Here is a 17,600-nt window from a genome sequence, read left to right as displayed (position 1 = left end):
AGCCCGTCGAGTCCGACGGCGAGCCGCACGAAGGCGGCGCATGGCTGGCTCCCAGCTTGATTGGAACACTCCTAGCTTACTCGCAGCTCGGTACCGCTCGCGCACACACGACACGGTTCTGGCCTCGATCCGCACGTCTGCGGGCACGATTTCGCCCGGTCACACCGCGCCCCGGCGCGCCACGTCCGGTCACACGAACGCGAGCGGGGAGCGACCCTTCCGGTCGCTCCCCGCTCGCGTGTCGGATCGCTGGCGATCAGTGGAAGCTGTCACCGCAGGCGCAGCTGCCCTGCGCGTTCGGGTTGTCGATCGTGAAGCCCTGCTTCTGGATCGTGTCCTCGAAGTCGATCGTCGCGCCGTCGAGGTACGGGACGCTCATCTTGTCGACGACGACCTCGACCCCGTCGAACTCGGCGGTGACGTCACCGTCGAGCAGGCGCTCGTCGAAGTAGAGCTGGTAGATCAGGCCGGAGCAGCCACCCGGCTGGACGGCGAGGCGCAGGCGCAGGTCGTCACGGCCCTCTTGTTCGAGCAGGCTCGCCACCTTGCCGGCAGCGGCGTCGCTCAGGAGGACGCCGTGCGACTGCGTTTCGGTCGCCGGTGCTTCGGTGATGGTGTCGCTCATCGCGCGTCTCCCTCCGGGCGGTGCTGGTCACCGCGCCTGGCGTCGATTGTAAGCACCCTCAGCTGCGCGTCGCGAGCCTGGCGAGCAGGATCGTCTCCGACGCGATGGCACGGTGCAGGACGCCGAGGTGCTGCGACTCGTTCGGGCTGTGGGCACGGGTGTCCGGGTCCTCGACGCCGGTGACCAGGATCTGCGCGTCCGGGAACTCCGCGGCGAGGTCGGACACGAACGGGATCGACCCACCGATGCCCTGCTCGACCGCCTCGGCGCCCCAGCCCTCCCGCATTGCCGTGCGGGCCTCCTGGACGGCCCAGCCGGCGGTGTCGACGAGGAACCCGTCGCCGCTGTCCGGCTCGGTGATCTCCATCCGTGCGCCGAACGGGACGTGCTCGCGCAGGTGCCGCTCGACGGCCGCGGACGCCTGCCGGGCGTCCTGACCGGGGGCGACGCGGACCGAGACCCGTGCCGAGACCGTCGGCAGCAGGGTGTTCGAGGCGTTCGCGACGCTCGGCACGTCCATGCCGGTCACCGTGATCGACGGCTGGAACCACATGCGGGACAGCACGGCGCCGGTGCCGATCGGGCGGACACCGGGCACGAGAGCGGCGTCGACGGCGAGTTCGTCCTCGGTGCGCTCCGGCACGTCGGCCTCGTACGAGGACAGCCCCTCGACGGCGACCGAGCCGTCGGCGTCGTGCAGCGAGGCGAGCAGCCGCACCATCGGGATCATCGCGTCCGGGGCTGCTCCCCCGAACATCCCGCTGTGGCTGGCGTGCTCGAGCGTGGTCAAGGTGAGCTTGAAGGTGACGTTGCCGCGCAGCGAGACGGTGATCGACGGCACCTCGGTCGACCAGTTGTCGCTGTCCGCCACGACGATGACGTCGGCGGCGAGGTGCTCCTTCTGCTCGCGCAGGAACGTGCGGAACGAGCGGGAGCCGAACTCCTCCTCGCCCTCGACGAAGAGCACGATCCCGAGGTCGAGGTCGTCACCGAACTGGGCGTGCACGGCGCGGAGCGACGCAATGTGCGTCATCACACCGGCCTTGTCGTCCGAGGCGCCGCGGCCGTACAGGCGGTCACCGCGCAGGGTCGGCTCGAACGGCGGCGTCTCCCACAGGGCCTCGTCGCCCTGGGGCTGCACGTCGTGGTGGGCGTAGAGCATCACCGTCGGCTTGCCGTTCCGCGCCGGGCGCACCGCGAGCACCGCGGGCTGGCCGAGCTCGGTCTCCGCGTCGGCCTCCGCGACGTCGGCCGTCGACCCGGACACCGCGGACCGCACGATCCGGACGTCGTCCGCGCCGAAGACCCCGGTCGACCGGGCGAGGTCCGCGACGGCCTCGGCACTCGCGCGCACGTTCGCCGGGTCGAAGGCCGACCAGGACACCGACGGCAGGCGCACCAGCGCGGACAGGTCGGCGATCGTCGTGGGCAGTGCACCCTGCACGTGTTCGCGCAGGGCGTCGAGGAGCGCGGGGTCGGTCGCGGGGCTGTGCTGTTCGCTGTCGGTCATGCCCGGTAATCTAGAGGAGATCCCGCACGCACACCGCCGTTAGGAACGCACCGTGGCGAAGGCAGCCCCCAAGACCAACACGACCGTCAACCCGACCGAGGCCGAGCTCCTCGAGCAGGGCAAGGGCCGCCCCACGCCGTCCCGCCGCGAGCGAGAGGCAGCGAACCGCCGCCCCCTCGTCGGCAACACGCCGGTCGACAAGAAGGCCGCCCGTGCCCGCCTCAACTCGGAGCGCGAGCGTGCCCGGGTCGGCATGGCCAACGGCGAGGAGCGCTACCTGCCGGCGAAGGACCGCGGTGAGCAGCGACGCTTCGTCCGCGACTGGATCGACGCCCGCTGGAACGTCGGCGAGGTCATGATGCCCGTGCTCGTGCTGTTCCTCATCGTCGGGTTCGCCGCCGCGCAGACCGTCATCGCCTCCTACTCGCTCCTGCTGGTGTGGGCGTTCGTGGCGCTGTTCATCATCGACTGCGTCGTGCTGTGGCTGTCGCTCCGCCGCAAGCTCACCACCAAGTTCGGCGAGTTCCAGCGCGGCACGTTCCTCTACATCCTCACGCGGGCGTGGCAGCTGCGCTTCCTGCGGCTGCCGAAGCCCCAGGTCCGGCGTGGGCAGTACCCCACGCTCTAGCCACACGCACACGACGAGGCGCCGCCCGACCTGCCGGGCGGCGCTTCGTCGTTCCCGCTCCGCCACTTCCCACTCCCCCACTCCCCCGCTCGTGCTTCGTGAGCAGGAATGGTCGGGTGGGCGGGGCGCACCCGACCATTCCTGCTCACGAAGCGGCCGTGGGCGCACCCCCAGCACGGACTGGAGGCCCGTGGCGGTGTCGCCACGGGCCTCCAGTCCGTCAGGTGGTCGCGTCTACCGCGCGGCGCGACGCAGCCGCCGACGGCGCAGCCGGTTGATGCGCGCCGCCCAGGTCGGTCCCTCGTAGAGGAACGCCGTGTATCCCTGCACGAGCGTGGCCCCGGCGTCGATGCGGTCCTGCACGTCCTGCTCGGTGGTCACGCCGCCGACGGCGATGACGCAGAAGTCGGCGGGCACCGCGGCGCGGACGCGACGCAGCACCTCGAGCGAGCGGGCGGCGACCGGCGCACCGGAGAGTCCCCCGGCACCCATCGCCTCGACGTCGGACGGATCGGCGGTCAGCCCGTCCCGGGAGATCGTCGTGTTGTTGGCGATCACCCCGGACAGCCCGAGCTCGACCGCGAGGCCCGCGATCGCGTCGATCTGCTCGTCGGTCAGGTCCGGTGCGATCTTGACGAGCACCGGCGTGCGACCGGCGGCGTCACGCACCGCGGACAGCAGCGGTCGGAGCTGGTCGAGTTCCTGCAGTCCGCGCAGACCGGGCGTGTTCGGCGAGCTGACGTTGACCGCCAGGTAGTCCGCGAACGTCGCGAGCCGACGGGTGGACTCGAGGTAGTCGTCGATGGCGTCCTCGACGGAGACGATCCGGCTCTTGCCGATGTTCACGCCGATGACGGGGCGACCGGGGTTGCGGCGGGCGCGCTCGAGGCGCCGGGCGGCCGCTGCGGCGCCGTGGTTGTTGAAGCCCATGCGGTTGATCAGGGCGCGGTCGCCGATCAGCCGGAACAGGCGCGGGCGCTCGTTGCCGGGCTGCGGCTTGGCGGTGATCGTGCCGACCTCGACGTGGCCGAAGCCGAGCAGGCCGAGCCCGGCGATGCCGCGGGCGTCCTTGTCGAACCCGGCCGCCAGGCCGAAGCGCGACGGGAAGTGGATGCCCATCGTGGTGATGCCGTCGGCCGCCGCGGGACGGCAGTACCGCTCGACGACGCCGCTCAGGAACGGCACGCGGGGCAGCCCGGCGATGACGGCGAAGGCCAGGTGGTGGGCACGTTCCGGGTCCATGTTCGCGAACACGGAGCGGAACACGACGCGGTAGCCGCCGCGCACGATGCGTTCGGCGATGCCGCTCACGCGCGCGTGCCGGACGGTGTGGACGACCCGGCGGCCGTGTCGGATGCCGCGTGGTGGTCGCGGCGGAGCTGGCCGATGGCGTCCTCGAAGTCCTCGAGCGAGTCGAACGCCTGGTAGACGCTCGCGAACCGCAGGTAGGCGACCTCGTCGAGCTCCCGGAGGGGCGCGAGGATCGCGAGGCCGATGTCGTTCGCGTCGATCTGGCTGGACCCGGAGGACCGCACGGTCTCCTCGACGCGCTGCGCGAGCACGGCCAGGTCACCGTCGGTGACCGGGCGCCCCTGGCACGCCTTGCGCACGCCGGAGACGATCTTGTCGCGACTGAACGGCTCGGTGACCCCGTTGCGCTTCACCACGTTGAGCGAGGCGGTCTCGGTGGTCGAGAACCGTCGGCCGCAGTTGGGGCACTGTCGACGGCGGCGGATGGAGGTTCCGTCGTCGCTCGTCCGTGAGTCGACGACGCGGGAGTCCGGGTGGCGGCAGAAGGGGCAGAACATGTCGTTCCCCAGGCTATCGGTTCGTGCGCTCCGTCACGGCGGCCCCGTGCGCGGGGAGCTGCTCCTCGGTGGACAGCGCGACGATGTGCGGCGCGACCTCGGCCAGGGCCTCGGGCGTGTACCGGACGATCTGCTGGGGCCGCAGGAACGTCGACGCGGACAGCCCTGACCCGAAGCGGGCCTGGCCACCGGTCGGCAGCACGTGGTTCGACCCGGCCAGGTAGTCCCCCAGGCTCACCGGCGTGCTCGGCCCGACGAACACCGCACCGGCGGCGTCGATGTCGGCCAGCACGGCGTCGTCGTCGACCGTCTGGATCTCGAGGTGCTCGGGCCCGTAGGCGTTGCTCACGGTCGCGGCGTCCGTCAGCGAGTCCACCAGGACGATCGCGGACTGCGGTCCGTCCAGAGCGGTCTGGAGGCGCGCAGCCGTCCCGAGCACCGCCGTGCGTTCCGGGATGGCCTGCTCCACCGCGTCGGCGAACGCCGCGGACGTCGTCACCAGCACGCTGCCGGCCTGCTCGTCGTGCTCGGCCTGGCTGATGAGGTCGGCGGCCACGAACCCGGCGTCGGCAGTGTCGTCCGCGATCACGAGGATCTCGGTCGCCCCGGCCTCGGAGTCGATGCCCACCACCCCGCGCACCAGGCGCTTGGCGGCGGCGACGTAGTTGTTGCCCGGCCCCGTGACCAGGTCGACCGGCTCGAGGTCGATCTCGGCGACGCCGTACGCCAGCGCGCCGACGGCTCCGGCGCCGCCCATCGCGTAGACCTCGTCGATGCCGAGCAGCCCCGCCGCCGCGAGGATCGTCGGGTGCACCGCGCCGCCGTGGTCGCGCTGCGGCGGCGACACGAGGGCGATCGAGGGCACGCCCGCGACCTGGGCCGCGACGACGTTCATCACGACGCTGGACGGGTAGACGGCCTTGCCACCGGGCACGTAGAGCCCCACGCGGCGCATCGGCTGCCAGCGCTGGTGGACCTCGGCGCCGTCGGCCAGGGTGGTCACGGACGGGGCGGGGATCTGCGCGGCACTCGCGGCCCGGACCCGGCGGACGGCTTCGTCGAGGGCTGCCCGGACCTCGGGCGTGAGCCCGGCCACGGCGGCGGTGATCTCGGCAGCGGGCACCCGGACGTTCGTGGGAGCCCCGCCGTCGAAGCGCTCGGCCTGGTCGTGCAGGGCAGCGGCCCCACGGTGTCGGACGTCCTCGATCAACTCGCGCGCGGCGTCGACCGCGTGCGACACGTCACCCGCGGCGCGGGGCATGAGTCGGAGGAGTTCGGCACGGGCGGGGAGGCCGCCGCGGAGGTCGATTCGCTGCATCATGAGGGGTCCGATCCTACCGAGCCGAACGCCGACGCCCAGTAACGTGAGGGCTGATGAACTTCGAGAAGGCACGGCGCCTCGTGAGCGACCTCGTCCGGGTGAACGAGCGGTACGCCCGCGACGGCCACTACCGCAACGACGTCCGTGAGCGACTCGGCCGGACGGTGTCCCGGGTCGACGTCGGTGTGGCTCGGCGGGAACGCGATCGTGCGCCGCTGGCCGCGCGCCCGTTCGACGGCCTGGTGGAGACGAGCCTGTCGCTCGCCGGCATCCGCACCGTGGACCGCGATCCCGAGGTGGTGCTCGTGGTCGACGAACTCCGGGAGGGTGCCGCCTTCGCCGGGGTGCAGACCGCCCTGGCCGTCGCCCTGGCGCTCGGCGACCGCCTCGGCCGGCGGGTCCGGGTCGTCATGGTCCGGTGGACGACACCCGGCAACAGTGCCGCCGCAGCCGAGGCGCTCGTCGCCGACCGGTTCCCGGAGTCGCGCGTCGACGGACGTCCCGGGGTCCGCGTGGTCCGGCGCGAGGACATCTTGGACACCGAGTTCGGCCGCGACGACGTCTGGGTCGCCACGCACTGGAAGACCGCGCACCCGATCGACGTCGCCGTCACCGCCGGGGTGGTCCCCCGACACCGCGTCGTGTACCTGGTGCAGGACTACGAACCCGGCTTCAGCCCGTGGTCGACCGAGTACGCGGTCGCCGCCTCGACCTACCGCGCCGGCTTCCGGATGCTCGTGAACTCCGAGCCGCTGCGCCGGTACCTGGCCGACGTCGAGGGCCTCGACGTCCCCTCCGAGCACACCTTCGCACCGCACCTCGACCTCGAGCTGCTCGAACGCGTGGCCGCTGCCCGGGGGCACGAGGACGTGGTCCGGGTCCTCTTCTACGGCCGTCCGAGCAAGCACCGGAACCTGTTCCGCCTCGGCGTCGCCGCGCTGCGGGTCGCGGTGCAGGAGCTGGCCGCCGACGGCATCCGGGTCGAGTTCCACTCGGCCGGTGAACAGCACGGCGACGTCGAGCTCGACGGGGGCCGAGGCGACGCGAAGCTCGTCTCGCACGGCACCATGCCCTGGGACGACTACTTCCGGTTCATCGCATCGACGAACGTGGTGCTGTCGCTCCAGCACAGCCCGCACCCGAGCCACCCACCGTTCGACGGCGCGGTGTCCGGCGCACGTGTCGTGACGAACGAGTTCCGCGGCACCCGCGCGCACCTGCACCCGAACCTCGAGGCGGTCCCCGCCGATGCCCGTTCCCTCGGCCTGGCCGTCGCCGACGCCGTCCGGCAGGCAGCTGCGCACGGCCCGACCCGGCACGTGCCCCTGGCCGCGGGGGTGCTCGGTGGCCCGCTGGAGACCGCCGTGGACGCCCTCGCACGTGCACTCGAAGCTGAGGAGTCCACCCGATGACCCGCTCCACCCTCGTCGTCGTGCCCGTGTACGGCGACCTCGACTCCCTGCTGCGGTGCGTCGACGGGCTCCTCGAGCACCTGGACACCGAACGGCACCGCGCCCTGTTCGTCAACGACTGCGGGCCCGAGGCGGACACAATCGAGCGGGCGCTGCTCGACCGGATCGGCGATCGCCCCGGGTTCCGGTACGAGCGGAACGACCACAACCTCGGGTTCGTCGGCACGTGCAACCGTGCCGTGGACGAACTCGACCGTGGCAGCGACGAGCCCGGCACCGAGGCCGTCCTGCTCCTCAACAGCGACGCCGTGCCGACCGCGGGGTTCCTCGACGCGATGCTCGTGGTCCTCGACGAGGACCGCACCGGCGTCGTGACCGCGCGCAGTGACAACGCGACGATCGCGAGCATCCCCTACCGCCTGACCAACCGGGGAGCCGCCCGCACCGAGGACCGCACGCGACGGGTCTGGGGCGAGCTCGCACCACTCCTCCCGGTGTCCCAGGTCCTGCCCGTCGCGATGGGCTTCTGCTTCCTCACCCGCCGGGAGCTGATCGCCGAGCACGGTCTGTTCGACGAGGCCTTCGCGCCCGGCTACGGCGAGGAGAACGACTACTGCCTCCGGATCGCCGCCCACGGCTGGCTCGCCAAGATCGCCAACCGCGCGCTGGTCCTGCACGCCGGCGGCAAGAGCTTCTCCGGCAACCGCAGCGCGCTGCGCGCCGCGCACCAGCGCGTGCTCGAGGGTCGCTACCCGTTCCTGCCGGACGCAGTGGCCGCGTACCAGCGGCACGGCATGACGGCGACCGAGCGGTTCGCCGACGTCCTCGTCCCCTCGGGGCAGCGCCCGCGGCTCGCCGTCGACCTGCGGCACGTCGAGGACGCCGACACGCTCGTCCGCCAGGTCGACGCGGCCTTCGGGGACGGCTTCGACCTGGAGGCCCGGCTCCCCGCCGGCACGTCGGCACCGGCCGCGTGGACCGTCACCACCGGAGACCCCAGCCCCGACGACCTCGTCACCGTCGCCGTGCTCGTGGACCCGGCGCCCGCGGACGTCGTCACGGCAAACCGCCGGGCGCTCCACCTGGTGGTCGTGCGGGCCGAGCAGAACGCGGTGCCGTGGTCGTCGCGAGCGCACCGGACGGGTGCCGACACCCTCGCGGCCGTCGTGGACCACTTCGCCGTGGTCGTCGCACCGGGCGCGGTCACCGACGCCCGTGCACCCATCGAGGACGCGTTGACGGCCCCGCTCGCGGGCACGGCCGACGCGCTCGAACGTCGGTGGGCGGCGCTGCTCCCCCTCGACCTCACGGCCGCCGACGTCGCTGCCGCCAGCGCAGCGGACGATGTCGTGCGCCTGCGCCGCGAGCTCACCGACCTGCGCGCGAGCAGGTCATTCCGCACCGGCCAGGCGATCGCGAAGGTCGCCGCACGACTGCCGGGGCGCCGCTGATGGCCGAGGCGAAGGGCATCGGCCGCGTCGCACGGCGCCTCGCCCGACCCTTCCGGGGCCCGGACCGACCGCTGACCGTGACCGACCGGCTCGACCGCTGGGCCCGGCGGATCGCCGAGTTCGAGGTGCTCGACCGCGTGTACTTCGAGGCACAGACCGGACGGACGTTCGACACCGACGCCGACGCCGTCGCGTTCTACGTGCACAACGACGGGCAGCGTGGGCTCTCGCTGCACCCGCTCATCGAGCACGAGTGGATGCGCGAGCACCAGCCCGTCCCCGCGATGTCCTGGTACGACGCCCTGCACCAGGAGGGGCCCGAGCTCTTCCAGACCGGGCCGCTCTTCGACGCAGGCGTGTACGCCGCCTCGGTGCCGGGAGCCGCCCGCCCGGCGACCACGCTCGATGCGCTCCGGCACTTCCTGCGGAACGCGACCGACGCGACCACGCTCCCCGTGCCTCCAGGCCGCCGTGGCGACGCTCCCACCTGGGGCGCCGCACGCGAGGCAGCCGTCGCCGATGCGCGCGCCTTCGCCGGTGCGCAGCACCGCACCCGGCGACGCTACCGGTCCACGTGGGACGGGCCCGAGGTCGCCGAGGCCCTCGGCCGGTACCCGCACGGTGCCGCGCGGCGCGACGCGGAGCAACCGCTCGTGTCGATCGTGATGCCGGTGTACCGGCGCGCCGACGTGGTCGGTGCGGCGATCGCTTCGGTGCGAGGGCAGCAGCACACGAACTGGGAACTCGTCGTGGTCGACGACGGGTCCGGCGACCACACCGTCGACGTCGTGCGCGGGCTCGCTGCCGAAGACGGGCGCATCCGGCTCCTCGAGCGGGAGAACGGCGGTGCCGGCGCCGCCCGGAACACCGGACTCGCGGCCGTGCGTGGCGACTTCGTCGCGTTCCTCGACGCCGACAACACCTGGCGTCCCGAACACCTGACCGCAGCCCTCGCGGCACTGCTCGAGACCGACGGGCCCGCCGTGCACACGGGTCTGCGGATGGTCGGCGCGAACAACGCGGACGACCGGACCGCGCCCGTCGAGACGTACCGCGGCGAGGACGGCACGCTCGACGACCTGCTCGCGGGCAACTTCATCGACCTCAACGCGCTCGTGGTCCGCCGTGACGTCGCCGCAGGGGTCGGCCCGTTCGACGAGACGCTCCGACGCTGGATCGACTGGGAGTGGCTGCTCCGCATCGGGCAGCGGTTCGGGGTGCCCGCGTACGTCCCCGTCATCGGCGTCGACTACGACAACGTGCGGGACCAGCGACGGGTCTCCTCCGCCCAGCCCCCGTCGTGGCAGGAGGTCGCGCTCGCCCGCCACCGCATCGACTGGGACGCCCTGGCGTCCGCAGCACCGACGCGCGACACCGGACTCGTCTCGGTCGTCGTGCCGGTGTTCCGCGACTGGACGATGACCCGGCGCGCCGTCGATGCCGTCCTCGGCGCGGCCGACCACGACGGCGACCGCGTCGAGGTCGTCCTGGTCGACAACGGCTCTCCGCGATCGGTCTCCGCGATCCTCGGTGCCTGGTTCCGTGACGAACCCCGGGTGGTCCTGCAGCGCGAGGACCGGAACCGGAACTTCGCCCTGGGCAGCGACCTCGGACTCGCCCGGTCCTCGGGCGGCACCGTCGTCATGCTCAACAACGACACCGAGGTCACCACCGGCTGGCTGCGGCCGCTCGTCGGCGCGTTGGACGACCCGTCGGTCCTCGGCGCGCAGCCCCTGCTCGTGTACCCGGACGGCGTCGTGCAGGCCGCCGGCACGGTCTTCGGCGGGGACAAGGTGCTCCCCTGGCACTTCCTCGGCGACCACCCGCGACACGACGCCGACCGCGTGTTCGGGTCGGGCTCCGCCGGCGCAGTGCGGTTCTCGGCGATCACCGCGGCCGCCGCGGCGTTCCGTGCCGCCGACCTGATCCGCTGGCACGGGTTCGACCCCGTGTACGCCAACGGGCTGGAGGACGTGGACCTGTGCCTCCGCGCACTGTCGACGTCACCGGCGGGCTCCGCCTTCGTCGTCGTCCCGTCGTCGGTCGTCGTCCACCACGAGAGCCGCACGCCGGGCCGGGACGACGCCCGCGTCGACAACCGCCGTATCTTCGACGAGCGATGGCGCGGGCGGTACCCCGACGCCGACGCCGTCGACCGGTACGACGCAGCCGGACTGCGCTACCTCGGAGTGGCCCCCGGGCTCCCCAAGGGCCACGGCGTGATGGTGCGGTCCTCGCGACCGGTCGTCGTCCAGGAGGAGGGGGCTGCTGGCTTCCGTGTCGCCGTCAAGCACGACGGCACGCGCGTCGCGGACGTGTCCGCACTGGTCATCGCGCTCGAAGCCGCGGGACACGTGGTGCAGGTCGACATGCCGACGTCCTGGTACCGGGGATCCAGCGGGTTGGACGAGGTGACCGTGCTGGTCGTGGGGGCACCGTCTTCGGGGCCGGGTGGTTCGTCGTTCGTGCCGCAGCCGGGGGCGCGGAACGTCGTGTGGCTGGCGGAGGGGCAGTCCGTCGCGGAGGGGGACTTCGCCGTCGTGGTCGGGGCTGCGGCGGAGGCGGGGCAGGTCGTCCGGTCGCTGTGAGCGCTTCTCGGCGCGCGTGGCGAGCGGACACCACGAGCCCGCGGAGCTGAGCGTGTTTCGACTCTGAGGCGGATTCTTCGGGCACGTTCACCAGGTTCCGAGACAAACGAGGCCTGCTGTTCACCTTGCCGGAGCAGGCTGCTCGCATGTCGCTCCTCTCGGATGCAATGCGGTCGACCTTCACGACCAAGTGCGCTGTGTGCGGCGCGGTCATCCGGAAGCGCGATGCGCTCGACCACGAGGGGCTGGCGTTCTGCTCGGTCCTGCACGAGGCCGAGTACATCGTCGCGACGCTGGACTGAGCGCCGACCGACCTCATCTCACTGGTTGAGCCCCATCGTCGCCGCTGCCTGCCGGATGAACAGGCGCATGCGGACCGCCGCCTCCGCGGAGACGTGCGGGAGCGGATGTTCGCCGTCCTCGGACATGCCGCCACCCCACGAGTTGTTGGAGGCTCGGGCGAAGGCGAACGGATCCGCGACCACCCACCCTCGTCGCGCTCCGAGGTCGAACAGGTGCCGGTTCGCCACGACCCCGTTCGCGCGCTGGTTCACCGTGCCGTTGGTGCGGTTGTTCGGCGGGACCAAGCAGATCAGGGGTGTCTGACACTCCGCGAACCGCACGATCTTCTCGATGTTCGCGGTCATCTCCTCGAAGGGCACGCCCTCCCTGACGTCGTTCATGCCGATCATGACCACGAGCACGTCAGCCAGTGAACGACGGACCTGGCCGAACGCACGCTCGGACGTCGCACCGTCCTCGGCGAAGCCACCGACCAGCCGAAGACGGCGATCGCCGAGCTGGTCACGCCAGGACTCGGGGCGGGCCGTGACCGAGTCACCCGACACGGCGAAGGTCAGCGATGTATCGGTGGTGATCTTGGATCGAGCTCTGAACATCCCTCGATGCTATCGACCGGAGCACCGGCGACCCCTCGTAGGATCGCCATGTGGCTCCAACAGCGCGCTCGCGTCCTCGCGACGGCCGTCCACCGCGGCTCGCGGTCTTCCCCGTCTACCGCGACAACCCGTACCTGAACCTCATGCTCCTGGCTCCCCGCGCCTCGGGCTGGGACGTCCTCGAGTCCGCGAGGCTCGAGCGCTTCGAGCACGACCTGAGCTCCCTCGGCACCGGAGACGTCGTGCACGTGCACTGGACGGCTCCGATCGTGCAGCGTGCGGACGACGCCGCCGAGGCCGTTGCCCGACTCGGTCGGTTCCGAGCCGCGGTCGACGGAGCGCGGGCACACGGCGCACGAGTCGTCTGGACGATCCACAACGCGCTCGCGCACGACGTCCGGCACGAGGAGCAAGAGATCGCGCTGAACCGCTACTTGGCCGTGACCGCGGACACGGTGCACGTCATGAACTCCCGCACGAGCGACGTGGTGGCACCGTTCTACGACCTCTCCGGGCGAACGGTCGAACACCTCCCCCACCCGAGCTACCGCGGCATCTACGACGGAAACGGGTCCCGGACGGAGGCACGAGCACGTTTCGGACTCGATGACGACGACGTCGCCGTGCTCTTCTTCGGACAGATTCGTCCGTACAAGGGAGTCGACGTCCTGATCGAGGCCCTGCAGCAGGCGTCCGCCGCCGACCGGTTCGTCCTCCTGCTCGCCGGGAGGACGTCGGCCGAGGACGAAGCGACCATCGATCGGCTCCTGCCCGAAGGGCTCCGCACCGTCCGTCACCACGACTACGTGGCCGACGCCGAGGTCAAGCGCTGGTTCGACGCCGCGGACGTCGCGGTGCTGCCGTACCGGCGCGTCCTGAACTCCGGCAGCCTCCACCTCGCCGCGACCTTCGGCGTGCCGGTCGTGCTGCCCGACGAAGCGCACCTCCGGAGCGACTTCGGCGGTGAAGCCTGGGTCCGGTGGTTCGAACCCGGTGATGCCGGCGCGCTCGCCCGGGTGCTGTCGGAGCCGTTGCCGGAAGGCGGTGCCGCACTCGGGTTCACGGCCCGGCTCGCGCCGTTCGCGGTCTCCCGCCGGTACGAGGCGCTCCTGCGGCACACGACGGCTGGCCTGCCGACGCGGACCGCCACGCGCCCTGAGGCATAATCAACCCTTGTTGCTGGCTCATGCTCGATCGAACGGAGAACTCGGTGTCACGGATCAAGGTGGCCATCATCGGCTCGTGCGTCACGCGAGAAGCGTTCATCACGCGGAACAACCCGCACTACAAGGACGTCTACGACCTCGGTCCGCTCGCGTGGCAGACCGGTCTCGTGAGCTTCCTGTCGGCGCCCGTCGCTCCGGACATCGCGCAACGGATCCAGCCGGGTGACAAGGTCAACGAGCACGGGGCGCGCACGATGGCGCGCGACATCGCCAAGTCGGACCGCGCAGAACTCGAGTCGTTCGCGCCCGACTACCTGCTGTTCGACCTCTACTCCGACGTCCGGTACGGGCTCGCGCGGATCGGCGACGCGACCATCACGAACAACCCGAACAGCTTCCGGAAGACGGACTTCTTCGCGGCGGGTGAGAGCTTCACGACCCTGCACATGGCGAACGCGAGCGCCGAGTACGTGCCGCTCCTCGAGCAGGCCGTCGACGAGCTCGTGGCATGGCAGCGACAGGCGCTCCCGGAGACGACCCTGGTGTTGAACTGCTTCCGGTACAGCTCGTACTACCGGACGAGCACCGGCGACCTGGAGTTCGTGAAGTACCGCGGAGACCAGAAACGGGACGACCTGTACAAGCGGCTACTGCGGGAGAACGACCGGTACGACTCGCTCTACCGTTCGATCGCCGCCCGTCACGACCTCCGTACCATCGACAACCGCGACCGTTCGTACCACTCCGACGGCGCGCACCCCTACGGCATCTCGCCCTGGCACTTCGGCCGACCGTTCTTCCAGGACTTCATGGCAGACCTCGACCGCATGGTCATCGGCGATGCCCTGACCGCCGGGGACCCGGCCGACGAACTCGCCGGCCTCAGTTCCTGAGCCTGGCGCGCGCTGCGCGCAGGAGCCGTCGGGCGAAGTGCCCGCTCGGCACCCGACGGTCGACGAGGAACCGCCAGCCGTCCGTACGGTCGGCCAGGGGCTGCAGTTGCACGCCGCTCGGAACGGGCGGGAGCGGCATCCTCGCGGTCACGACCGGGAAGTCGAGCCCGAGACCACGGAACGAGATCCGGACCACGGCACGGTGTCTGCCGGTGGCGATGTCGCCGTTCTCCAGGCGCAGCGACCAGCGGGACGAGCGGTGATCGACCCGGAGGACGGCCTGGGTACCCGCTGCCCCGGCTCCGGTCAGAGTGGCGTTTTCGGTCGGGGTTGCGGTCAGGACCATGTCGAGGGAGACCCCGTCAGGCACCGTCCCGGCCACGGGTCCGCTCAAGGTCAGGCCGCCGGCGTCCGGGTGCGCCTCGTCGACGACGAGCGGTGCGAGGTGCCGCACCATCGAGACGAGCTGCACTGCGAGCGGGTCCTGCCCGTGGACGGCACCCGCCATCGCGCGCAGGAGTTCGGAGTTCCCTTCGACCCCTGCCGTCAGCGGACCCAGGTCCGTGACGGCGGATCCGAGCACCGACACGTCGGTGTGCTCCGCGCGGTTCGCCAGCAGGACCAACGGCCCGTCGTTCACGAGGGATCCGCGACCGAGTGCGAAGACCGCTTCCTCTCCGAGCACACCGACCGAGCGGATCACGTCCACCCAGGCGCGGAGCAGCACCGGCGGCACGTCGCGGTCGTCGCGCGCGTCGTGCAGCGCAGACGCGAGGCGCACGGCGATCTCCCCCGCTCCGTTGGCCACCGCGAACCAGAGCGCTCGTCGCTCGGCACGGAGCGCCTGACGATCGGCGGTCGGCACGACCGCGAGCAGATCGTGCACCGCTCCGATGACCCGGTGCAGGTCGTTCGCATCCGGCTGGCCGCGGAGGAACCGTTCGAGGTGGACGTACCCGTCGGCGTCGAGGACGACCTCGGCGTGCGCGCGGCGGACCTCCGGGGCGGCGTCGGCGAGCAGTGATGCCACCTCGATCTCCTGATCGAAGTAGCTCAGCACGCCATCGATGCCCGACGCCCTCGCGGTCATGGACGAGGCTCCCGGACGCTCGCGGTAGAGGTAGACGACCTCCGGCACCACCGCGACACGGTCCGCGGCGAGGAACGCGCGGACCATCGGCACGATGTCGTTGGAGCGCGGGGCGTTCGGGAACCGGACGCCCGACGCGCGCAGGAAGTCGGCGCGGAAGACCCGGTTCCAGCACGCGCGGTTCGCCAAGAGCCTCGGCATGGCCTGGAGGTCCGTCACCGACTCGGTCAGGACGTCGTACGAACTGGACATGGGCTCCCAGGTCGACCCGGAGCTGAACTTGAGGTGCCGGCCGAGCGCGATCACGGCGTCGCTGCGCTCGGCTGCGTCGATGAGCGTCCGGTACGCCCCGTCGGGTACCAGGTCATCACCGTCGGCGAACACCAGGTACTCGCCCTGCGCGAGGTCGATCCCCTGGTTGCGGGCGGCGCCTCCCCCCGCTGCTCGGGATCGGTGCAGTCGCACACGGGGGTCGCCGGACGCGATCCGCTCCACGATCGCGACCGTCTCGTCGGTGGACCGGTCGTCGATGACGATCACCTCGAGGTCGACATCCTGCCGCAGGACACAGTCGAGCTGCTCCTCGATCCACGGCGCGACGTCGTGCACCGGCATGACGACGGAGAGCTGTGCGCTCACGGCCGACTCCTCGTCCTGAGCACGGCGGCGACGCGGCGCAGTGCCGACGGTGCGACGGCCACCTCGACACGGTGGATCCGCCCGTCGCGCAGCGTGAACTCGACGCTCCACCTGTCACCCGGCCGAGGCCTCGCCGACGACACGACCGTGTCCGATGACAGCACGCCCCGGTGCACTGCCGTCCGGGTTCCGTCGCGCTCGAGCACGACACTTCCCGGTGCCGGGTGCTCGAGACCCGTCATGCTGATCCAGAGACCACCACGGCGTCGGTCGGCGGTCGCACGGACGCGACGATTGCGTCGGAGGAACACGACGTCGTCCACTGCTCCGTCCCGCAACGCGGACAGCACGACCTGTTCGTGCTCGTCCAGCCCACGGCCGACGAACTCGTCCCAGAACGCCGCGACGAGCTCTGGACGGACAGGGAGCGGATCGCCACGCTGTGCGGCATCGACGACCGGCCGGAACAGGCGTTCGCGCCACAGGTCAGCGCCGCGCTCCGTGTCGGGACCGAGGGCCCGCTCACACTCGGCGGCGAGACTGCCCCACCGCAGGACGACGTCCTCTGCCGGGCGGTCGAACGTCTCGACGAGCTCGGCCGCGAGTCCCGGCTCCTTCGCCCGGAGCAGGGCGTAGGCGGCGCCGGGGTAGGCGCTGAGGTCGTCGAACTCGGTCTCGTCGACCCAGGTGCCGATCCACCGCACGAAATCGGCGAGCAGGCGGGCGCCGGCCGGGTCGAGCACGCCGATCCCGCGGACCCGCGTCCACGCCTCTCGGCGGATCAGCCGCCGTCCGAAAGCCGTCGTCGCCCCGTCCGCCCCGTGTGCCGCGTACGTCTCGACTGCTGCACGGGTCTGTTCGACCCAGTCGTCCAGGTCGTCGCCCCGGCCGATGCCCGACGTCACCGACTCGTCGTGTCGCCGGTGGCGGTACACCACCTCGGGCAGCACGTCGACCCTCGCTCCCACCGCGAGCCGCGCCCACCAGGAAACGTCCTCGCAGGTGGTGCCGGTCGGGAACTCGACGCCGGACTCGAGCAACCACGTGCGGTTGAAGACCTTGTTCCAGGGTGTGTGGTCGAAGGCCAGCTGCGGCGTGTCCGAGAGTCGGAGGCCGGTCCCCCCGGTCGTCCAGAGTGCGTCGTCCGTCGTCCAGTAGGTCGACTCGCGCCCGTCCCCGGTGAACTGCTCAGCCCTCCCGCTGACGAGCACCGGACCGGACTCGGCGAACACGGCGAGGAGCCGTTCGTAGGCAGCGGGCGGCACGAGGTCGTCGGCGTCCGCGAACACGACGAAGTCGCCGGTCGCGACGCGCAGCCCGGTGTTCCTGGCGTTGCCGGCTCCGCCACGTTCCCCGATCTCGAGCACGACGATGCGCGGGTCTTCGGTGGCGAGCGACCGGACGGACTCCGTCACCCCGGAGCTGAGCCCGTCGAGCACGAGGATGATCTCGAGCCGACGGTGGCTCTGCGACCGGAGCGCCTCCAGCGCGACGTCGAACCACGGGCCGACGCTGCCGACCGGCACGACGACCGACAGCAGGGGAAGGGGTCCGCCCACAGCACTTCTCC

The 17,600-nt window shown here is 71.7% G+C and carries 15 protein-coding genes; 7 read left to right on the top strand and 8 right to left on the bottom strand.

Features of this window, described 5'->3' with window-relative positions; translation table 11 throughout:
* Nucleotides 1–256 precede the first annotated feature (256 nt).
* Together DEJ02_RS12785 and DEJ02_RS12780 are read right to left on the bottom strand one after the other, a co-directional pair.
* On the bottom strand, nt 257–625 hold the full coding sequence (locus DEJ02_RS12785) for an iron-sulfur cluster assembly accessory protein (RefSeq protein ID WP_035808216.1): 369 nt from the start codon (nt 623–625) through the stop codon (nt 257–259).
* A gap of 58 nt (nt 626–683) precedes the next feature.
* On the bottom strand, nt 684–2,135 hold the full coding sequence (locus DEJ02_RS12780) for a dipeptidase (RefSeq protein ID WP_071405429.1): 1,452 nt from the start codon (nt 2,133–2,135) through the stop codon (nt 684–686).
* A 52-nt stretch (nt 2,136–2,187) separates the two neighbouring features.
* Here DEJ02_RS12780 and DEJ02_RS12775 point away from each other — a divergent pair, with 52 nt between their 5' ends.
* Nucleotides 2,188–2,763, top strand: coding sequence for a DUF3043 domain-containing protein (locus tag DEJ02_RS12775; RefSeq protein WP_110860179.1), 576 nt, complete (start codon nt 2,188–2,190; stop codon nt 2,761–2,763).
* A 234-nt stretch (nt 2,764–2,997) separates the two neighbouring features.
* On the opposite strand, the gene DEJ02_RS12770 is transcribed toward DEJ02_RS12775, so the two are convergent.
* Genes DEJ02_RS12770 through hisD form a run of 3 tightly spaced genes read right to left on the bottom strand, consistent with a single transcriptional unit; the run spans nt 2,998 to nt 5,892 of the window.
* Nucleotides 2,998–4,074, bottom strand: coding sequence for a quinone-dependent dihydroorotate dehydrogenase (locus DEJ02_RS12770; RefSeq protein WP_111033334.1), 1,077 nt, complete (start codon nt 4,072–4,074; stop codon nt 2,998–3,000).
* The gene (gene nrdR, locus DEJ02_RS12765) at nt 4,071–4,571 is read right to left on the bottom strand and encodes a transcriptional regulator NrdR (protein WP_111023127.1); all 501 of its coding nucleotides are present in this window, start codon (nt 4,569–4,571) and stop codon (nt 4,071–4,073) included. Before nrdR ends, DEJ02_RS12770 begins: the two co-directional genes overlap by 4 nt.
* 13 nt (nt 4,572–4,584) lie before the next feature.
* A complete protein-coding gene (gene hisD / locus DEJ02_RS12760; RefSeq protein ID WP_111033333.1) occupies nt 4,585–5,892 on the bottom strand; it encodes a histidinol dehydrogenase in 1,308 nt (435 codons plus the stop codon).
* A gap of 53 nt (nt 5,893–5,945) precedes the next feature.
* On the opposite strand from hisD, the gene DEJ02_RS12755 reads away from it, so the two are divergent.
* The 4 genes from DEJ02_RS12755 to DEJ02_RS18500 all read left to right on the top strand — a co-directional run bounded on the left by DEJ02_RS12755 (nt 5,946) and on the right by DEJ02_RS18500 (nt 11,645).
* A complete protein-coding gene (locus DEJ02_RS12755; RefSeq protein ID WP_146249285.1) occupies nt 5,946–7,304 on the top strand; it encodes a hypothetical protein in 1,359 nt (452 codons plus the stop codon).
* Nucleotides 7,301–8,755, top strand: a complete 1,455-nt coding sequence (locus DEJ02_RS12750) for a glycosyltransferase family 2 protein (protein WP_111033331.1) — start codon at nt 7,301–7,303, stop codon at nt 8,753–8,755. The genes DEJ02_RS12755 and DEJ02_RS12750 overlap by 4 nt, the downstream gene beginning before the upstream one ends.
* Nucleotides 8,755–11,343: a glycosyltransferase gene (locus tag DEJ02_RS12745; protein WP_111033330.1), complete on the top strand. Its 2,589-nt coding sequence runs from the start codon at nt 8,755–8,757 to the stop codon at nt 11,341–11,343. The genes DEJ02_RS12750 and DEJ02_RS12745 overlap by 1 nt, the downstream gene beginning before the upstream one ends.
* A gap of 146 nt (nt 11,344–11,489) precedes the next feature.
* Nucleotides 11,490–11,645 carry a hypothetical protein gene (locus DEJ02_RS18500; RefSeq protein ID WP_175529707.1) on the top strand — a complete coding sequence of 52 codons (156 nt, stop codon included), beginning with the start codon at nt 11,490–11,492 and terminating at the stop codon, nt 11,643–11,645.
* An 18-nt stretch (nt 11,646–11,663) separates the two neighbouring features.
* Here the strand turns inward: DEJ02_RS18500 and DEJ02_RS12740 are convergent, their stop codons facing one another.
* Nucleotides 11,664–12,242, bottom strand: a complete 579-nt coding sequence (locus DEJ02_RS12740; RefSeq protein WP_111033329.1) for an SGNH/GDSL hydrolase family protein — start codon at nt 12,240–12,242, stop codon at nt 11,664–11,666.
* A 50-nt stretch (nt 12,243–12,292) separates the two neighbouring features.
* On the opposite strand from DEJ02_RS12740, the gene DEJ02_RS12735 reads away from it, so the two are divergent.
* Together DEJ02_RS12735 and DEJ02_RS12730 are read left to right on the top strand one after the other, a co-directional pair.
* Entirely contained in the window at nt 12,293–13,408 is a 1,116-nt protein-coding gene (locus DEJ02_RS12735; protein WP_111033328.1) for a glycosyltransferase, read from the top strand.
* A gap of 20 nt (nt 13,409–13,428) precedes the next feature.
* Nucleotides 13,429–14,301 carry a DUF6270 domain-containing protein gene (locus tag DEJ02_RS12730; RefSeq protein ID WP_111033327.1) on the top strand — a complete coding sequence of 291 codons (873 nt, stop codon included), beginning with the start codon at nt 13,429–13,431 and terminating at the stop codon, nt 14,299–14,301.
* Here the strand turns inward: DEJ02_RS12730 and DEJ02_RS12725 are convergent.
* Together DEJ02_RS12725 and DEJ02_RS12720 are read right to left on the bottom strand one after the other, a co-directional pair.
* Complete coding sequence (locus DEJ02_RS12725; RefSeq protein ID WP_111033326.1) at nt 14,291–16,030, bottom strand: glycosyltransferase family 2 protein; 1,740 nt, start codon at nt 16,028–16,030, stop codon at nt 14,291–14,293. The two genes, DEJ02_RS12730 and DEJ02_RS12725, sit on opposite strands and share 11 nt — an antisense overlap.
* Nucleotides 16,027–17,589 carry a glycosyltransferase gene (locus DEJ02_RS12720; protein WP_181440353.1) on the bottom strand — a complete coding sequence of 521 codons (1,563 nt, stop codon included), beginning with the start codon at nt 17,587–17,589 and terminating at the stop codon, nt 16,027–16,029. Before DEJ02_RS12720 ends, DEJ02_RS12725 begins: the two co-directional genes overlap by 4 nt.
* Between the last annotated feature and the right edge of the window lie 11 nt (nt 17,590–17,600).

This window comes from Curtobacterium sp. MCLR17_042 (assembly GCF_003234695.1).
Classification (GTDB): Bacteria; Actinomycetota; Actinomycetes; order Actinomycetales; family Microbacteriaceae; genus Curtobacterium; species Curtobacterium flaccumfaciens.
Note: the sequence above shows the minus strand (reverse complement) of the source record. Positions and strands in the feature narration are given on the sequence as shown.

Coding starts and splice junctions, on each gene's coding strand:
- hisD (WP_111033333.1), bottom strand. CDS start 5,892: ATGATGCAGCGAATCGACCTCCGCGGCGGCCTCCCCGCCCGTGCCGAA.
- DEJ02_RS18500 (WP_175529707.1), top strand. CDS start 11,490: ATGTCGCTCCTCTCGGATGCAATGCGGTCGACCTTCACGACCAAGTGC.
- DEJ02_RS12785 (WP_035808216.1), bottom strand. CDS start 625: ATGAGCGACACCATCACCGAAGCACCGGCGACCGAAACGCAGTCGCAC.
- nrdR (WP_111023127.1), bottom strand. CDS start 4,571: ATGTTCTGCCCCTTCTGCCGCCACCCGGACTCCCGCGTCGTCGACTCA.
- DEJ02_RS12740 (WP_111033329.1), bottom strand. CDS start 12,242: ATGTTCAGAGCTCGATCCAAGATCACCACCGATACATCGCTGACCTTC.
- DEJ02_RS12730 (WP_111033327.1), top strand. CDS start 13,429: ATGCTCGATCGAACGGAGAACTCGGTGTCACGGATCAAGGTGGCCATC.
- DEJ02_RS12780 (WP_071405429.1), bottom strand. CDS start 2,135: ATGACCGACAGCGAACAGCACAGCCCCGCGACCGACCCCGCGCTCCTC.
- DEJ02_RS12745 (WP_111033330.1), top strand. CDS start 8,755: ATGGCCGAGGCGAAGGGCATCGGCCGCGTCGCACGGCGCCTCGCCCGA.
- DEJ02_RS12750 (WP_111033331.1), top strand. CDS start 7,301: ATGACCCGCTCCACCCTCGTCGTCGTGCCCGTGTACGGCGACCTCGAC.
- DEJ02_RS12755 (WP_146249285.1), top strand. CDS start 5,946: ATGAACTTCGAGAAGGCACGGCGCCTCGTGAGCGACCTCGTCCGGGTG.